The sequence below is a fragment of the Streptomyces lasalocidi genome, from assembly GCF_005280215.1.
Classification (GTDB): Bacteria; Actinomycetota; Actinomycetes; order Streptomycetales; family Streptomycetaceae; genus Streptomyces; species Streptomyces longwoodensis.
Map to the genome: position 1 here is coordinate 6,259,685 of NZ_SZNQ01000001.1, position 17,430 is coordinate 6,277,114.

The following is a 17,430-nucleotide window of genomic DNA, read 5'->3' on the forward strand; positions in this document are numbered from 1 at the left end:
ATTTCTCGCGTGAAGCTCAGCTGCGCACGGCACGGGGGGAGTAGCGCACCAATTTTTCGGCCCCTCCCATGCCTGCCATCGCATACGGGGAAGGGGATTCCGCTTTGCGCCGCACCAGAATAACGGCAGTACTTTCTGCTGCTCTACTCGCGTCCGCCTTGGCTGTCATAGCCGCCCCGACGGCACAGGCCGACGACTTCGACAACCTATACAGCGAGCAGGTGTGCAACGAGAACTGGGGAGGTTCGAGCTTCAAGTTCCACATCTGGTACAACTCCGGGCAGAATGGTTCTTTTCGTAATATCGGGTCTTCCGTCTACGACTTCAACGCCCTGAGGCCGGGGGACGGGCATGCGTACCCGCTGAAGTTCTGCAATTTCGGAGCCAGCTCTCCATGGCCGGGGTCGGGTCAGAACATCAAGAACAATGCCGCCAGTGGTGAGAATGACCACTACAAGTACACCGCTCGGGTCTTCTTCTACTCCGGTTATAAGGGTGCCCAGGATGTGATGGCTCCCTACCAGCACATCGACCAGTTCCGGAATGTGTACAACAACAACGCTTCCTTCCAGTGGACCAGCTGATGGCGGCGGAGCAGGAAAGGACAAATAAGGTGAGACTGGCGGGCAAGACCGTAGTGCCGTTGGCATTCCTTGCACTGGTTGCCGGAGCCGTCTACTACACGACGAGCAGCGGCGACACCAAGGACACTGCTCCCCAGGCGCAGTCGGTGAGCCAGCCGGGTCCCCTGGCCAAGGTCGCTCACGCCACCATTGGCGACCCCGGCGACCCCGCTACTTGGCGGCTGCCCATCGAGTCCTACATGCCGACCGTGCAGCAGGCCCGCCTAGTGTCCTCGACACGAGACGAACTGATCGACCAGTGCATGGACGACAGCGGATACCCGCAGTGGCAGCCTGCACCGGACCTTCCCTCCCTCGGCGGGACCACTCTGACCGACTGGCGCTACGGCATCCACGACGCAGGCCTTGCTTCAACGCGCGGATACCACCCGGACGCCGGCCAGCAGAAGGCCTACGACGACGCGATGGAGGCCGGCGCCGTCGACGAATCCGGCGCTCCAGACAGTACGGTCCGCTCGTGCACGGTCAAGATCGACGGGCAAGTGCCATCCGCGCAGCCCGCTGACATCGTGCAGCGCGTCAGCGGCGAAGCCTTCACGGAGTCCGAGAAGGCCCCGACAGTCGTCGCCGCGTTCGCCAAATGGTCGGCGTGCATGAAGACCAAGGGCTACGACTACAACAAGCCGATGGACGCCAACGAGGACCCCCGGTTCAACGATCCGGGGCAGGTCACCGCCCTGGAGATCGCCACGGCCAAGGCAGACATCGCCTGCCGCGACCAGTACAACGTCACCCGCACCTGGTTCGACGCCGAATCGAGAATCCAGCGGGACAAGATCGCCCAGCACCTCGACGACTTCAACGCGGCCGCCAAGGCAGCGCGTGACGCCGTAGCCAAGGCGAAGGCGACCTGACCCTTCCCCTCCTCCTCGACCGCCGCAGCTCCGCGCTCACCCGCAGCAGAGCTGCGGCGGTCTGTTGTCCCCTGCCCGAAAACAGAAGGACGGCACTGTTGAGAGCGCACAGACCGGCCCACGCCGGACTCGCAGGCATCGCTGCCTGCGCGGTTCTGACCGGGCTCATACAGACCACCCCCGCTGCCGCACAGACCGCGGCACAGCCGACACCCAAACCGCCCGGCAAGCACACAAGTGACGCGCCGTCACGAGTGGGCGACCCGGCTGCCAAGCTAGGCAGAGGCTGGGACACCAGCCCAGACCGGGCCGTGACCACTGCAGCAGATATCGGCGGGCTGAAGATCCTCGCTGCGGACAGCAAAGACGCCTACGTGTGGCGGACGGTCGCCACACTGGCCGAGCCGGGCCTGCCGGCGGATACATGGATCGGCAACGCGTGTGCCATGGACAGGGACCACGTGGCCGCCGTCTACGCACCGCGCACCTTCACCAACAAGCCGGACCTGATGCAGGGCGGTGCTTTCACCGCCCTCATCGATGTGAAGACCGAACAGGTGACGAAGCTGCCGTTCACAGCCTCGCTCGCCTACTTCGCCCCGTCCTGCAACCCTCAGACGCACACCGCCGTCTTCACCGCGTTCCGCGACAACCACACCCGCCTCGTTACTGTGACCAAGAACGGTGAAACCACGGCGGACGATTCCGTGGCCGGGCAGGTGACATCGGCCGTGCCCGTCGATGACGGCGTGGTCGCCGCACGGGGACAGCACCTGATCCACCTCGACCTCTCCGGCAAGGAACGTCGTCTGGCCGGGGCGGACAGTGTGCCCTACCAGATCCGCCCCACGCGCGACGGGATCGCGTTCCTGGACCACATCGATGACACCGCCCACGCGAGGCTGTGGTCCGAGCGCGGAAAACCATTGACGCTGGCGGCCGGCAAGGTCGGAGACCTCGCCCTCAAGCAGGGGACCGGGGGCCGGGTGTTCCTCACTGGGCACGCGGAAAACGTCAGCCTCGCGGGCAGCGCCGTAACCCGTTTGAACGCAAGCGCGGACGCTCAGGTATCCAGTCACGGACGTCTGGCGGTCGACCCGGTCCTCACCCCGGGCGTGCGCGCGGGCCTGGACCACATAAGCGACGCGGGCAAGAGCTTCACCAAGGCCGAACCAGCCCCCGGAACGCCCAAAACCCAAGACCCTACCGATGAGGGTGCTGCGCCGCTGACCATCACGAGCACCGCTCCGTCTACAGGCGAGAAAATTATCCAGGCCGTGTTGGACACGACCAGCGCCACCGGGAAAGAGTCCTTCTCGCCCGCACTCGACACCACCGGTAAGAGATTACCGGGTACGAGGCAGAGCACACTCACAGATGACGAACGAGCAAACAACCCGGTCGACACCGACCGCTGGTGCTCCATCCCCCGCAACGACGTCAAAGCCCTCGCCCTGCAGCCGACACCGAACCAGGTCGAATGGGCCGTCGACATGGCCATCCGCGGCGAACTACGTGCAACGTGGGTCAAACAGGGAGGCTGGCGATCCCAAGCAGGCTTGGGCACTGTCGACCCGCAAGGACTGTTCCCACCCCCGACGCTGAAGGGCGGCGGACGGATTCCCGCGCAGGTCCTCCTGGGCGTCCTTGCGCAAGAGTCCAATCTGTGGCAGGCCGAATCCGGCTCCATCCCGGGCCAGATGGGCAACCCACTAGCAGCGATAGCCGGGTTCTACGGACACAAGGGTGACACAACTGAGGAATACTGGAAGATCTACTGGCAGAACTCCGACTGCGGATACGGCGTCGGCCAGGTCACCGACGGCATGCGCCTTGCAGGGCACGAGAAACCCGGCGAAACGTCCCTGCCCCCAGCAAAGCAGAAGGCAGTAGCTCTGGACTACGCGGTCAACATCGCCGCATCCATGTACATTCTCGCAGACAAGTGGAACGAGGTGCACACGCCAGGGCAGACCATCACTGTCAACAACGACGATCCGTCCAAGCCCGAGAACTGGTTCGCCGCACTGTGGAACTACAACCTCGGCTTCAACCCGAACAATGGTGACGGCAAGCCCTGGGGACTGGGCTGGTACAACAACCCGGCAAACCCCATCTACCCCCCGTCACGGCATCCGTTCATGACCGACCCGCACGACGCGGCAAAGCCCCAGGACTGGCCCTATGAGGAAAAGGTGATGGGCTGGTCCGCCTGGTCCATCGACACCGGCTACTCCTACTCCACCGAAGGACGACAGGACTGGCCCGGCGAGTCGGGCTACTCCACGGTCGGCTTCCGGCCTGCCTGGTGGATCAACTCAGCACAACGCGACCTGATCAAGCCGCCGCTGGACGCGTTCTGCAACCCCTCCAACAACTGCAACGCCGCCAGCCCACCGGACTGCCCCGACGCGGAGTGCTACAAGCAGTACTGGTGGCACGGGTCCAACGTGACATGGAAGCAAAACTGCGCCACTGACTGTGGCAACGAGAACATCAAGTACGCCACGCTCCGTGCGGAACCTGGCCGCGGCTACCGGCTGCAGTACGGCGCCCCAACGTGCGGCGCCGCCCCCGCTGGGGCGCTCATCGTGGAATCCGTGCCCGACAACCTCGACACTTACAGCGACTGCGGGTCCAGCGGCACCGACGCCGGCCACTTCCAGTTCACGTTCTACCCAAACCCGTCAGCGACCGGACCCGGCCTGGGGCCGTACCAGGCCAAGGGAGACCTGCACCAGATCGGCGGCGGGCACGGCGGCCACTTCTGGTACACCCACACCCGCGACACAGCGCATCTCGGCGGGGACAGCGGCCTGATGACCGTCAAAGGCACCTGGACCCTCGACAGGAACGTCGAATGGGCCCGAGTGCTGGTACATCTTCCGGATACAGGAGCCCACACCCGACAGGCTGCGTATGTGATCGGCGGCTCCGACAGTACCTCTTCGCACCGCATCGTGGAGCAGCGCGCGAACCGCTGGGTCAGCCTCGGCGCCTTCCGCTTCACCGGCACTCCCAGCGTCACCCTCACCAACGCCACCGACGACGGCACAGCAGACGAGGACGTCGCCTGGGACGCCGTCGCCTTCCAGCCTCTCCCAGGCAAGCCGAACAAGGCAGTTGTCGCCATGGGCGACTCGTACTCCTCTGGTGAAGGCGCCTCGGACCCAGGCGGAAATGACTACTATCCTGAGTCGGACTATGCAGGGAAGGTCGCTGGCGAGAAGGTGCGGGACGACTGCCACCGCTCCAAGTACGCATGGACCCGGCGAGCCATCCTGCCCGGCGAACAACTGTCGACCGGAGAACTGGACGACGCCTGGAGCGCGCGCATGGACTACCATCTCGTGGCCTGCTCCGGCGCCCGACACTACAACATCCTCAACACGCCGCAGACCGGCGAACTCCCGCAGATCCAACAGGGCTACCTCGACCAGAACACCACTCTCGTCGCCCTCTCCATAGGCGGGAACGACATGGCCTTCGGCGACGTCATCAAGAAGTGCATCACGGCCATCACCGACGTCTGCCAGAACAAATCGATCAGCAATCGGGACCCAGACACAGGCGAGCCAACAGCAGGTGACACGCCGGCACTAAAGGACTGGCTGCCGTCCTGGGCACATGACACGATCCGCCCCCGGCTGAGCAAAACCCTCAACGAACTCCACAAGAAGGCCCCGAACGCGAAGATCGTTCTCATGGGATACCCCAGACTCCTCGAACGCAACGGCCAGTGCGTCTCGGGTATCGGCACTGAGGAAGCGCCCTGGCTGAATGACATGGGCGATCTGGTGGCTGCTGAGATGAAGGGAGCAGTCGGCGACGCAAATTTGCAGTATCAGGCCAACGCGGTCTTCGCAGACCCACGGCCTGCGTTCGCAGGACAGGCCATCTGCGGTGATCCCGAGACTATCCACGGCATCGTCCTGACTGGACAGGCGAATGCGGACAGCACGCCTTCAATGAAGTCATTCCACCCGAAAGTCTCCGGAACCATGAACTATGCGAAGGCGTTCGAGGACGCTCTCCGCTGACCAACGCGCAAGCTCGAGCCACGGTGGGGAGGACCGGAACGGTTCACCCCACCGTGGCCGTAAGTATCCGTACGGATACCGAACCACTCGGCGACCGAGGAAGATCGACGCATGACCTACCTGACACGCGCCGCGAAAACCGTCACAGCCGTGTCGGTCGTCACGCTCGCATCATGGAAGCTCCTCGAAGCCCTGGAAGCGTGGCTCGATCACCTGACTGCAGCAGACGAGGAGCGCAACCCTCTCGCCGGCGTTCCTTACTACTGGGCCGTCGACGCCGCAGTCATCGTCCTCTACCCGTTCGCCCTGTGGGCGGCCCTCAGGCTGCTCACACTCCGCGGTAACCATCTCGCGGTCGTGGTCGGCTCCCTTACCTGGCTCATGCTCATGCTGCAGCACTTGGACATCAACACAACAGGGAATGCCGTCCGATTTGCAATCCACGTCCTGCTGACAGCTGCCGCCTCCCAGGTGCAGGCGATGATGATGCCCACCAGCACACGGGCGAACGGTCCAACGCCATGACACGCAAGACGCCGACGATCGGCTTCCTCCGCGCATTGTCCACACCAGCCCTGCTCGCCTACTTACTCATCGAAAAGGTGCTTTCACGCCTTGTCTCGACCAGCCAGAAGCGGGCGCATCGTCTAGCCTCCGCAGAAGCAGCACGGCAGGCGCGCAAGACATCCGAAGCCCGGCTTCGAACGATGGCCGCTACGTACGCAGAGTGGACACCGCTTGAACTTCGCCTGCTGATCATCGATGACTACTGCACCCCAGGGACGCTCGACTGGGAGCTGTTCGGCCCGCGCTGGCCCGCTTACAAAGTGCGCTGTTTCATGCGACTGACCGGCTACTACACGAGTCCCCTACCGGTCCCGGACACCATCGAAGCAATACTCACCGCAGGTGACCAGCCACTGTCGCCTATACCCTTCAGCCATGCGCGGAATCGCAAGGAGACCGACCTGACCCCCGGCCCGCCGGGGAACATGAGCCACGCTGGGCATGTCCTCGACTGGGACAGGCCAGGCTTCACTCTGAAGGCTCCAGAAGATTATCCAGCTGCATACCGGCGGATCTGCGACCCGCCCGTCACCACAGTCACCGCCATCCGTGTCCAACACGGCGTGATCTACCGCCTGACCCTGCCTGTATTCGACTACTACCGGATACCGCGTTGACACACACGATGAACTGCTACGCGCGCCGCGACGATGCTGAGTCGCTGCCACCGGTGCGCGAGGGCGACCCGTAGGCGCACCACTTAGTGGCCCTAACAAAGCCTTTGGACGTGTCGGTGGGTGATCAGGCAGACGGCAAGGCCGAGGAAGGCCTCGTGGATGTCGTCGCGTCGTTCCCAGCGGATGCGCAGGCGGCGGAAGCCGTGCAGCCAGGAGATGGTCCGCTCGACGACCCACCGGAAGGTCCCAAGGCCGGTGCCGTGAGGCTGGCCTCGTTCGGCGATCACTGGCCGGATGCCCCGCTTGCGAAGGAGCCGGCGGTACTTGTCGTGGTCGTAGCCGCGGCCGGCGAAGAGCATGTCCGGGCGGCGTCGGGGCCGGCCGACGACTCCCGCGACCGCTGGGATCTTGTCAAGCAGGGGAAGGAGCTGGGTGACGTCGTTGCGGTTGCCGCCGGTCAGCGACACCGCGAGCGGGATGCCCTGGCCGTCGGTGAGGATGTGGTGCTTGCTGCCCGGCCGTGCGCGGTCGACCGGGCTGGGTCCGCTTTTGGGCCTCGCCGAGCCGCTCTGACATGCGAGGAGTCGATCACCGCCCGCGACCAGTCCAGCTGGTTCTTCGACCGCAGCTTGTTCAGCAGCAGCTGGTGCAGCTGGTCCCAGACGCCGGCCTCGTTCCAGGCCGCCAGACGCCGCCAGCACGTCATGCCCGAGCCGAAGCCCAGCTCCTGGGGCAAGTACTCCCACTGAATGCCGCTGTGCAGGACGAACAGGATGCCGCACAGGGCCTGCCGGTCAGGCACCCGCGGCCGTCCCTCAACCTGCTTTGGCGGCGGCTCGGGCAGCAACGGCTCGATCAGCGACCACAGTTCGTCCGACACGATCCACGGCCGCGACTGACGCTTCCCCATGCCCGCATCAACGAACGATCAAGCCGACAGTCACATGATCACGCGCTTTTATTAGAGCTAGTTAAGCGCAGACACATTGAGCCCTACCGGGCAGATGTCCCGGAAGAGACCAGCGGACGCGATGACCTGCGGTGTTACGGGGTCGTAGCTCGCTGACCTGCACGTATGGCCTTTCGGATGTTTCACGCTCGTACCCGTTGATGCAGTCGGAAGTCCCAGAAAAGTCCCAGGGAGCTCCCACTTCTTTCGGCTCTATTCAGGGCGAGCCGGCGCGGTGTGGGCTGATGTTGGTGCATCGAGATCCGCGAGCTCCTCGCCACTGGGCGCGCGAAGATCACCGCCCTGCAGGCCAGGCTGCCCGCCTTCGGAAGCAACCGGCGGGTGCCGGGGCTGCGCCGCGAGGAAGTTGCGCTGCTGGCCGGTGTCAGCGTCGATTACGACGTGCGCCTGGAGCGCGGCCACCTCGCCGGCGCCGAACGCGCCCGCCTCTACGACCTGGCCGCCCCCCAGCTCACCCGACCCGTTACCCGTGCTGCTGCTGTCGTCCAGCCTGCCGAGTCCGGCGCCGGCCCCATCGTCCTCCTCACCCCGCGTGTCACCGATGTGTCGGGGGAGAGCGATGAGCAGTACGAAGGGTGCCTGTCCTTCTTCGACGTGCGAGGGCAGGTGCCTCGCCCTCTGAGAATCACCGTGGAGACCACATCCCTCAACGGTGCCACGGTAACCACCGTCTACCAGCGCGGCCTGGCCCGCCTCGTCCAGCACGAGATTGACCACCTCGACGGCCTGCTCTACACGGACCGCATGCGGTCAGGGGTCCTGCCTATCCACGACCGACCGGTCATGGGCGTACGACTCCTGACCCAGAGAGCGACCAGTGACTATGGAAGACGTGAACGCCGAGGACCCAGCCACCTGGGACGAACTGTTTGTCCGCGACTTGGATGCATGGCCGCTGCGGTCCGTACGGCGACAACAACGGCCCGCCGAAAAATCCGCCAGCCCCACCGTGATGGGGATTTTTGGAAAATTTCAAATAGCCCGATCGTCGTCAACTTGACGGAAGCCCCAATTTGTCGAAGAACGCTCGGTTCCGCTCGGTGGCCGCGTTGACGAGACGGTCGAAGCTCACCACTTCGATGTATGCCTTGTACGGCTCGTTGAAACCGAAGTAACCCATTCCGTCGTGGGTGGGACGCAGGCTCGCATATTTGCACCTATCCACCATCGTCGGCGTGAGATCGGCGACGATGTAACAGAAAGCGGGCGCCTCATGCGTCTCGGGGATCTGCCGCCCCGATGCGGTCTTCACGCCACCGGCGCGCACACGCTTCACATACTCCAGGCACTGCTGGATCGGATCCTTGTCCTCCGACGCGTCGTTACGCATCGGCCGTTTGATCTCGATCACGACGATGGACGGCAGCGGGAGCGTCTCGCCCTCCGCGGCCAGCACCGGGGAGCCGACGAGCCGAGTCGCGAGCACATCGGGCTCCCTCGTCGAATCGGATCCTGTTATCGGCATGCTCTTGAGCGTCTTGTCGGAGGCGAGGTAGTCGTGGAACGCAAGCCGCTCGTCGATGATCCACAGGTTCGAGGCGTCGGTGCCGATCTCGTTCGAGTCAGTCCGCATCGGGATGAGCAGCGAGTGGATCGCGTCCTCCTTGCTGTACCTGCCCTGGTCGTCGGACCTGATCAGTCTGGTGAGCACATCGAGGATCGCTCGCCGGCGCGAGACGTACGCGGCCAGGTCGGACTGGTTGATATCGGTCACCGTGTCCAGATACCGGGTGAGCCGTTCGGCATAGTCCTCCGGCTGAGCGGAGCCGTCTTCGGCGAAGACGGCCTGGCCCTCGGCGATCGCGGCGGCTTCGAGCTTCTGCAGGTTGCTGTGCAGCAACAACTCAAGGTCGTGGTCCTTGATGGACGGATCCACAGTCACGCCGAGCGGCTCGAGCCGCGACAGAACGGGCCGGTACCTCGGCGCACGATTGCTCACGAATGCGTGGACCCGAGCCTTGCCCTCCTCGCGCGCTGCGCTGAGCGGGCCGGCGAGGATCCTCTCGACTTCCTTAAGTACGCCCTCACGGATGTCGTCCAGCGACACGTCTTCGATCAGCGTCGCGCCCGGCACGCGCTCGGCGATGTCGAAGGCCGTACGGTCGGCGCGGACGTGGTTGTCCAGGAAGCTGGAAGACAGGTAGCAGACATACGTGAACGGGGAGGACGCTTCGTCCTTGAGCCGTCCGTAGAGCCCTGGCACCTTGCTCGTGAGGTTTTCCTCCATGACCACGCGGCTCGCGGCGCACCAGTACAGCCGTGGCGCGGGACTGCGCGTCGAGGACTTGAGGCAGAGGTTGACCATGTCGAACTTCTCACCCTTGACGTCGATCGAGGTCGTCGGCATCGCGGAGAACACAAAGTCGTCCATGAGATTGTTGAGCGAGATGGTCTCGTCGTCGTCGGTCACCGTAATGTCAGGCGCGCCGCCTGGGCGGAGGAAGTACCAGATGCAGTGCTCAAACATCTCGCGAGCGATGGCGTCGACGGACTTCGCCGCGCTCTGCTGGAAGGGCTTCTTGAACCCGTCGAGGCTCACGATCGTGCCGACATTGCCTAGGCCGTCCGCTTCCCCGTCCGGCTCGACCTCCCCCTCGACCGAGAATCGGAACTGGCGTCCGTGGAGGCATCCGGCTTCGTCCTCATAGGCGCTGCGGACCGAGACTCTGTCGAATGCCTTGAGCCAGAGCAGGCGTCCCACGCCACGGCAGCCGATGGCGGCCTTGTGGTCGCTGTCCAGCGTCTCGAACGAGGTCATGTTCTCCGGGGTGAAGCCCACCCCGTTGTCCTCGACACTAAAGCCGACGATGGGCTTCAGCGCCACGCGCCCAGGGCCGGCGGGACCGAGGTCGAGTTCCTCCTGCGGGCTGCGCTGGATCCTGACGCTCAGACGGCCACGATCGACGTCGTCGCCGAATCGGGCGTCGATCGCCTGAATGCCGTTGACGACGGCCTCAAGGAGCGGCAGGAGGGCATGGCTCTTCGGCAGGCTCGTGTTCCGGACCCGGCCGGCCAGTGACGTGGTCAGCGCCATGAATTTCCTCCTCGCTCCGACGCCGCCAACCCTATCGGTGGGCGCGGTGGGGAGCGTGCTCGGCGACGGAGATGCTCACGCCTCGTGAATCGGCCAGTGCCTGGGCGGTGGCACGGCGAGGGGCACGGTGCGCTGCTCGGGCTGGGCGGCGCCTTCCTCGATGATGGTGCGGCAGGACGGCCGCCGAGCTCGATCGCGATCGACCGCGGCCAGCCCGCCAGCCCGGTGCTGGAACGGCGGTAGCGCGCGGACAGTCCCTGTACCTGCTCGACGAAGGTCGTGGAGGAACAGCTCCTGCGGTCGCAGAAGTACCGGCGCACCCGCAGCCGGATGATGACCCGGCGCGAGCCCAACGGTCGTTCGTCCAAGGTGCGTTGATACATGCTGTGCACACGGCGGCCCTGCTCGCGGCAGTTCGGGCGCCGCCTCCACCACCAGAATGCCGGAGGAGTCGTTCACCCCCTCCACCCGCACATCGACCCCGGGAAACAGCACATCTTCAACCGTCTTGCTCGCCGCGGCGGGAAGTACGCTGCCGAAACGATCCCGCGTTCCGTCGCTGACCCGGGCATTCACGGAACTGCAGACAGAGCCAGATTCAGATATCGCCATCAACCTGGGCGGGGTACGTCGGAACCTACCTGGGCGCGGTGAGCGCGAAGCCGGATGGCCTCCAACTCATCCGGCTAGCGCGTGTGACCTGACCAGTCAGCGGTGGCATGGGTTGGCCGATCAGACGATGTATTCCTCCATCAGTTCGGCGAGGTGGACGATGGCTGGCCAGGTGGTGGCGATGGTGGTGTGGGCGTGGAGGCGTCGTTGGGCGTGGACGTACATGGCCCAGTCGGCTGGGTTGTCGCCGTCCTGGAGGAAGGCGGGCACGATCTCCAGGGAGGTGGGGTTGGAGCAGGTCCAGGTCCGGTTGGCGGTCTGGGCCGGGTCGAGCTTGGTGAGCGTGACGTGTGGTCTCGCGAACTGGTCGGTACAGCTCCTCTCCGATTTGTGGCGCGAAGGCAGGGGTCCCGGCGGACGGCGCATCCCTGGGTGCGTCTGATCAGTCGGCCTTCGACGCCGCTTCCGGCACGCCAGTAAGTGGAAAGTGCGGGACATCGACACGGAGTGGTGGGCGGCCTCGTCAAAACGCCACATGTCTTGGGATTCGCTTACGGCAGACGCCGATAATGCCTGAAAGGCTTGGATGTCCGGCGCCGATCATGTCAAGGTACGACAACCCCGAAATTATGCGAGGCCCCTCGGGTGTTTTCATTTCAACACTGGAGGTCGATTTTTGCCGGACCACTCGCCTCTTCCTCCCCGCTACACCATGGCCGTTGATGAGGCTGCCCATCCAGAGACACTGACGATGACTGTGTTCGTGATGGCACAGAGAGAAGAAACCACGGTGTTGGGTAACGTGGTAGGTCTATACGTCAAGCTAGAGATTGACAGGGGCGATAGCGGTAGACCCACCACGTATTTCCTCTCACGCTTGAAGGGAGAGCTCAGGTGGGTGATTGACGCCAAGTTCGGCCCCGACGGATATCCGCACTATGTTCACGGATTCGGGGAGCGGCTCTCCAGTGCCCGGATGGTCATCAAGCCAGTGTCTGCGATTCTCGATGCCCTCGCTCTCGCCCGTGGCTTGGCCGAGGAGATTGGCGAGGAGATCCCGCTGGTTCTCGGCCCACGCCGGTCGGTGACCGGTCCCGCCTAACTTGACGGCCCCGGTGGTACCGCCTCAAGGGTGGTACCACCGGGGCCGTTGGCTTGATCAGCGCTCGGTGGTGAGGTGCGCCAAGATTTCTTCTGCGCACTGCTCGGCGTTGCGGACGATCTGGCCGCCCCAGTAGGACAGGACGGTCCAGCCATCGGCCCGCATGGCGTCCCGCTTGGTCTTGTCCGATGCTTGTCGTTCCTGGGTGTGGTGGTGCTTCCAGCCGTCGCAGAAGACGGCGACCTTCTGGTCGGGCCAGGCGAAGTCGGCCACGGTGACGGGGCGGGGCGTTCCGTCGGTGGAGCCACGGTCTCCCCAGTTGTACTGGGCGTGGCCACGAGGTGCTCCGAGGGCCATCAGGGCGATGGCCAGGCGCCGCTCGATCGCGGAGCGCGGGCGGCCGTGGAAGGCGTCCGTGTAGCTGGGCACCCGGCGTCCGTCCACCGTCGGCGCATCGGCGAAGCGACGCAGGAAGTCTGCGGCGACGTGACGGTCGAGCAGGTCTTCTTCCAGCTGGTTGCCGTACGAGCGTAGGCAGGCGTAGCAGGAGCGCTCGCAGGAACAGCCCTCAAGCACAGGGACGAGGGCGGCGGCCACTTCACCGAAGCGTGCGGCGAGCTGGCGCAGGTAGCCGGCGCCGCCAGGCACCTCTTCGTACAGCACAGCGAGTCGGAAGGTGGCCTCGTCGCTTTCCGGGTCGGGTCGGGGCCAGTCGAAGCCAGCGACTTCGTCGTCGCCGGCCTGGAGCATGACGCGGCAGCCGAGGTCCAGGGCAGCGCGGATGCTTGCGAGGAACTCCTCAAGCCGATCCGGACGGATGTCGAGTGCCTCCAGGTCGGGGAGGACCTGCAGGCAGTCGACGCGGCGGTCGACTTGCAGAATGCTGTATTCGAGCCGCTGGTTGCTGCAGATCTTGTCGTGGAACTGCTGGCGGTCTCGCTGAGCGCGGGTCGGGGTGGGGCCGGGGATCGCGTCGAACCACAAGCCGCACCCGGTGCAGATGACGAAGCGCTCGCTGGTGCTCTGATTCCTGGTGACACGCCCGCGGTTGAGGACGGTCAGGTCCGCGCCACGCTCCCACTGGAGGACCAGGCCATTGCGTTCGAAGAGGTAGGTCTCAGCGGTGTTGGGGGCGCCGAGGTGATGGGTGACTTCGAAGGGCGAGCGGGAGCGGTGTTCTTCGTCGGCCGAGATCCGCTGCCGGCGTGAGGCACGCATGGCGCGCATTGGCACGCTGAGTTGGGGGCTCAGGTCGTCACTGTCGCAGGACAGGCAGTGCGCGCTGGTCGGCGCGTTCACGGTGTCGCAGCGGTTGCACAAGTTGATGTGGTCGAGAGCGCCGACGCCGTCGGAGTTGATCAGGTTGGCTCGGCGGAAGTCGACCTGATCCACGAGCCACTTGTCACCGCGGGCGTAGACGAGTTGGCCGGGGGCGTAGTCCTTGAGCGCCTGGACGGAGTCCTGGGACAGCTCGGCCGTCTCGCGTTCCAGCGCCAGGCTCGTGGTGTCGGTGGGGAAGGCGTAGGAGGGAAGAAAGCCGACGGAGCTGAGGTAGGACAGCACGTACGCGCGGATGCGGTCGCCGCTGCGCATGGCCTCAAGGCTGGCGTTGATGCTGGTGAGGGCGCGGGAGGCTTCCTTGTTCCCCGGCTTGCTGGCGGCCTGCATCCACTCTTCCAGCAGGCCCTTCTGGCGGATGCGGTACGGCTCGACGTGCGCGTCGAGGTCGTCGATCCAGGAGTCGACCACCTCGTATGCCCAGTTTTCGGTGAGCCAGCCAAGGTCCCCATCGGCGAGGCCGAGGCGGAAGGCGGCGAGGATCTGGGCCGCGATGCGGTCGCGCCCTTCGGCGAGAGCGGTCTTCACCTCGTCGATGCCGTGGAGGTTTCCGTCCGCGTCCTCAGTGACGAGGCCCCGCATCCACTGGGGGAGGTCCTGCCCGCACAGCTCCAGCGCCATGGCACGGGCGTGGCGCTTGAGCACGCGCTGGTTGTCCAGCAGGAACGCCGGCGGGCGGATGGCACCGCGGATCATCTCCACCGGCCGGGCGTAGTAGTAGCTGTCGTGCGGCATGCCACCGGCGAAGGTGACGACGAGCGCGACCCGCTCCTCCCTCCGCCCGGCTCGGCCGGCACGCTGGGCGTAGTTGCTCGGACGCGGGGGCACGTTGCGCAGGATGACGGCGAGGAGCTGGCCAAGGTCCACGCCCAGCTCCAGCGTCATGGTGCACACCAGCAGGTTGAGGTCGCCCTCCTTGAACCGCTCCTCAATCTGCTCGCGGTCCTCCAGCGGCACCTGCCCGGAGTGCTCCTCGGCCTTGATGACCAGAGGAGCATCGCTGGCGGCCAGCAGCCGCTCGTGGTCATCCGGGTCGCCCCGCCACAGCTCCATGGTGCCCTTGCAGTTGAACGTGGCGCACTTGTTCCGCGGCGAGGGGCCGGGCTGCACCGCCCGGCAGGCACGGCACCGGTAAGTGGTCTGGCTGGCGGGCCTGATCTCCACGGCCTGGGGCGGAACCTGGCGCAGCACGACCCGCTGCCGGCCGCTGCCCACCTGGGTGCCCTTCAGCAGATCGTGCTCGGTCAGCAAGTCAACGGCCTTGCGTACGCCGCGCTCGATCGCATCTGAGCTGGTCACACTCGGGAAAGCGGTCCGCACCAGGCGGCCCGCGGCGCCCTTGTAGCTCATGGCCAAGGGATTGGCCCCCGGTACCCTGACGCTGGTCTCGCCGTAGCCGGTGACGGACTGTCCCACCCCCATGGTGGCGCCGGCCTCGACGAGCTCGGCCTCCGTCTTGGCGTCCAGGCGCTTCTGGAGCAGGTCGTGGCCGAGCCCACCCCGGGTGCGGACGAGATCGAGCATGCGGGCCAGCAGCCAGCGCGCCGCAGCGGCGTCCGCGCCCAGAGCGTCGGTGAGCGGCTTGAGTGCGTCATCACCCAGTGCTTCCAGACCCGGGTAGCCGATCGTGACCAGTCCGAGGCGTTCCAGGGTCGGCGGCCGGCGCTCATCGCTGGCGAGTTCACCGAGCAGATCCCACTCACACACGCGCAGGGCCCTGCGGCGCGCGTCCTTGCCCGCCGGGTCCTCGTAGAGGCCGGAGTCCTGGCCGCGCCGGAAGACATCCTCGACGAGGCTGTTGAAACTCGCGGGCGGCTCCTCCTGACGGACGCGGTCGTAGATGCTCTCCACGATCAGGCGGCGCACCTGCACGGCCCGAGACCGGTCGCGCAAGTAGCCCGCCTGGAAGGCGGTGTCCTGCCGCGAGTCGGCGAAGATCAGCAGACGCCGCAGCATTTCATCATCGCTCTGCGCCGCCAGACCGGTGTGCAGGCTGAACGCGGCGGCCGTGACCGCGGCGGCAGTACGGGCAGTGAACTCCTGCACCGCGCCGTGCGAGCGCAGATACCCGCACACCGGGCACCGCGTCAGCGGCCGATCGGGCTCCGGCACAGCGACAATGACCTCGCGGGTCGTCGCTCCACATCCCAGGCACGTGGCACCGTTGGCGTCCTTGCCGCAGCTCGCGCAGCGGCGTGCTGGGTACCAGTTGCGGTCACCAGTCTGAGGGACCTGGAGCGGTTCATCGGCCGTCAGGCGGCGGGCCACATAGCGAGCGACCGGACCGTCGGGGTCGTCCCGCTCCAGGTCGTAGTCCTGACCACAGCCCAGGCATACCCCCAACGGTGTTGTGGCTTTCGCGCCGCAGTCTTTGTGGCTGCACGTCGTTGCACCGTCCAGCAGCAGATGCTCGGCTTCCCCGGCACAGCGCACTGGCGTGGGCAGGCTCCGCAGGAACAGGTGGACCTTGGCCTCCAGGACGGGCGGGCCCTCCGGGGTGTGGGTGTCTGCCCCGAGCAGCAGCCAGCCGGCTACTTCGTCTTCCAGCGCTTCTCGGTCGGCCCCCTGCCGCTGCGGCAGACTCGCGAGAAGATCCATCAGCTCATCGACCGTGCTGGGCTCGGACAGGTGCGCCCGGAGCAGGTCCAGGACCGGGCTTGCCTGTGGATCGCCCAGCACGGCCCGCAGTCGCGAGGTGTCCCCGCCGTCGGCAAGGGCCTGGCGAAGCTGGTCGCGGTCCGGTGCGGGGCCGATCAGGCTCACGTCCGGCTCCGGCTGGGGCACGGCCGTCTCTTCGATGATGCCAACCACATCGAACGGGGCGGCGAACAGGCTGCTCGCGAACTCCGCGGTGCGCTGCAGATCGACCGCGTGGTCGCCACCGGCGCTCACGGTCGCGGACAGCCCGACACATACCAGCCCTTCATCGGCGACATGACCGCGAAGCCGCCGCACCAGGCCGGCGATTTCGGTGCCCAGCGCGCCCTGGTAGGTGTGGATCTCGTCCAGGATCAGATGGCGCAGTACCCCGTTCCGGAAGAGCGCCCGGTCCTCCCGGCGGGTCAGGAGGTACTCCAGCATGGAGTAGTTGGTCAGCAGGATGTCCGGGGGCATCTCCTGCATCCGGGTCCGGTCGTGCGTTGGTGTCGCCCCCGTGTAGACCCCGTAGGTCAGCCCCAGCTCCTCGCAGGCCGCCTTGATGCGGTCCTCCTGGTCGTTGACCAGGGCATTCATCGGGTACAGCGCGATCGCCTTCACCCCGGGACGGTGCCTGTTCTCGTAGGCGTGCGCGATGACCGGGATGAGAAAGGACTCGGTCTTGCCCGAGCCTGTGCCGGTGGCCACCAGCGTGTTCAGGCCCTGTCGGATTCGGGTGACCGCCGTTACCTGATGCGTGAACAGTCGCTCCAGCCGAGGGAAGGCGCTTGTGACCTCCGGTGGCAACCCGATGCTAGCGGCGAGGTCGGACAGCGTGGCGTTCAGCTGGAAGCGCGGCTGGACAGACAGGTACGGGCCGCGCCACAGCAGCGCCTCGTCGTCCACCAGCCGCTCCAGGCGGGAACGCAGTTCAGAGTCGGCGATGGGGTAGGTGGTCCAGGTGAACCGCCGGTAGTCCTCACGCAACCGATCAGCCAGCTCCAGCGGATTCATC

9 protein-coding genes and 3 pseudogenes are annotated in these 17,430 nt (G+C 65.7%); 8 read left to right on the forward strand and 4 right to left on the reverse strand.

Annotated elements, in window-relative coordinates:
- The first annotated feature begins 68 nt into the window (after positions 1 to 68).
- From E4U91_RS28265 to E4U91_RS28285, 5 genes are all read left to right on the forward strand, one after another.
- Positions 69 to 584 carry a hypothetical protein gene (locus E4U91_RS28265; protein ID WP_137309437.1) on the forward strand — a complete coding sequence of 172 codons (516 nt, stop codon included), beginning with the start codon at positions 69 to 71 and terminating at the stop codon, positions 582 to 584.
- Positions 572 to 1,498 carry a hypothetical protein gene (locus E4U91_RS28270; RefSeq protein ID WP_137309438.1) on the forward strand — a complete coding sequence of 309 codons (927 nt, stop codon included), beginning with the start codon at positions 572 to 574 and terminating at the stop codon, positions 1,496 to 1,498. Before E4U91_RS28265 ends, E4U91_RS28270 begins: the two co-directional genes overlap by 13 nt.
- Positions 1,499 to 1,809: 311 nt before the next feature.
- Positions 1,810 to 5,538, forward strand: coding sequence for an SGNH/GDSL hydrolase family protein (locus E4U91_RS28275; RefSeq protein WP_241678708.1), 3,729 nt, complete (start codon positions 1,810 to 1,812; stop codon positions 5,536 to 5,538).
- A 111-nt stretch (positions 5,539 to 5,649) separates the two neighbouring features.
- Entirely contained in the window at positions 5,650 to 6,063 is a 414-nt protein-coding gene (locus E4U91_RS28280; protein ID WP_137309439.1) for a hypothetical protein, read from the forward strand.
- A complete protein-coding gene (locus tag E4U91_RS28285; RefSeq protein ID WP_137309440.1) occupies positions 6,060 to 6,722 on the forward strand; it encodes a hypothetical protein in 663 nt (220 codons plus the stop codon). Before E4U91_RS28280 ends, E4U91_RS28285 begins: the two co-directional genes overlap by 4 nt.
- Positions 6,723 to 6,814: 92 nt before the next feature.
- Here E4U91_RS28285 and E4U91_RS28290 read toward each other — a convergent pair.
- Positions 6,815 to 7,632 (reverse strand): annotated as a pseudogene (locus tag E4U91_RS28290) (IS5 family transposase).
- Between the two features lie 294 nt (positions 7,633 to 7,926).
- Here E4U91_RS28290 and E4U91_RS39120 point away from each other — a divergent pair.
- Positions 7,927 to 8,163 (forward strand): annotated as a pseudogene (locus E4U91_RS39120) (transcriptional regulator); the annotation flags it as partial.
- An 18-nt stretch (positions 8,164 to 8,181) separates the two neighbouring features.
- Positions 8,182 to 8,745, forward strand: a pseudogene (locus E4U91_RS39125) (peptide deformylase); the annotation flags it as partial.
- Here E4U91_RS39125 and E4U91_RS28300 read toward each other — a convergent pair.
- Both E4U91_RS28300 and E4U91_RS28310 read right to left on the reverse strand, forming a co-directional pair.
- Positions 8,684 to 10,726, reverse strand: coding sequence for an ATP-binding protein (locus E4U91_RS28300; protein WP_137309441.1), 2,043 nt, complete (start codon positions 10,724 to 10,726; stop codon positions 8,684 to 8,686). The pseudogene E4U91_RS39125 and the gene E4U91_RS28300 sit on opposite strands and share 62 nt — an antisense overlap.
- 732 nt (positions 10,727 to 11,458) lie before the next feature.
- The gene (locus tag E4U91_RS28310; RefSeq protein ID WP_402087463.1) at positions 11,459 to 11,764 is read right to left on the reverse strand and encodes an RNaseH domain-containing protein; all 306 of its coding nucleotides are present in this window, start codon (positions 11,762 to 11,764) and stop codon (positions 11,459 to 11,461) included.
- 325 nt (positions 11,765 to 12,089) lie between these two features.
- On the opposite strand from E4U91_RS28310, the gene E4U91_RS28315 reads away from it, so the two are divergent.
- Positions 12,090 to 12,440 carry a hypothetical protein gene (locus tag E4U91_RS28315; RefSeq protein ID WP_206666910.1) on the forward strand — a complete coding sequence of 117 codons (351 nt, stop codon included), beginning with the start codon at positions 12,090 to 12,092 and terminating at the stop codon, positions 12,438 to 12,440.
- Between the two features lie 57 nt (positions 12,441 to 12,497).
- Here E4U91_RS28315 and E4U91_RS28320 read toward each other — a convergent pair whose 3' ends face one another.
- A complete protein-coding gene (locus E4U91_RS28320) occupies positions 12,498 to 17,429 on the reverse strand; it encodes a DEAD/DEAH box helicase (protein WP_137309445.1) in 4,932 nt (1,643 codons plus the stop codon).
- Position 17,430 lies beyond the last annotated feature (1 nt).

Excerpts from the sequence above, each read along its gene's own strand:
- E4U91_RS28310 (WP_402087463.1), bottom strand. The coding sequence starts at position 11,764 with ATGCGCCGTCCGCCGGGACCCCTGCCTTCGCGCCACAAATCGGAGAGG.
- E4U91_RS28265 (WP_137309437.1), top strand. The coding sequence starts at position 69 with ATGCCTGCCATCGCATACGGGGAAGGGGATTCCGCTTTGCGCCGCACC.
- E4U91_RS28280 (WP_137309439.1), top strand. The coding sequence starts at position 5,650 with ATGACCTACCTGACACGCGCCGCGAAAACCGTCACAGCCGTGTCGGTC.
- E4U91_RS28285 (WP_137309440.1), top strand. The coding sequence starts at position 6,060 with ATGACACGCAAGACGCCGACGATCGGCTTCCTCCGCGCATTGTCCACA.
- E4U91_RS28300 (WP_137309441.1), bottom strand. The coding sequence starts at position 10,726 with ATGGCGCTGACCACGTCACTGGCCGGCCGGGTCCGGAACACGAGCCTG.
- E4U91_RS28320 (WP_137309445.1), bottom strand. The coding sequence starts at position 17,429 with ATGAATCCGCTGGAGCTGGCTGATCGGTTGCGTGAGGACTACCGGCGG.
- E4U91_RS28315 (WP_206666910.1), top strand. The coding sequence starts at position 12,090 with ATGACTGTGTTCGTGATGGCACAGAGAGAAGAAACCACGGTGTTGGGT.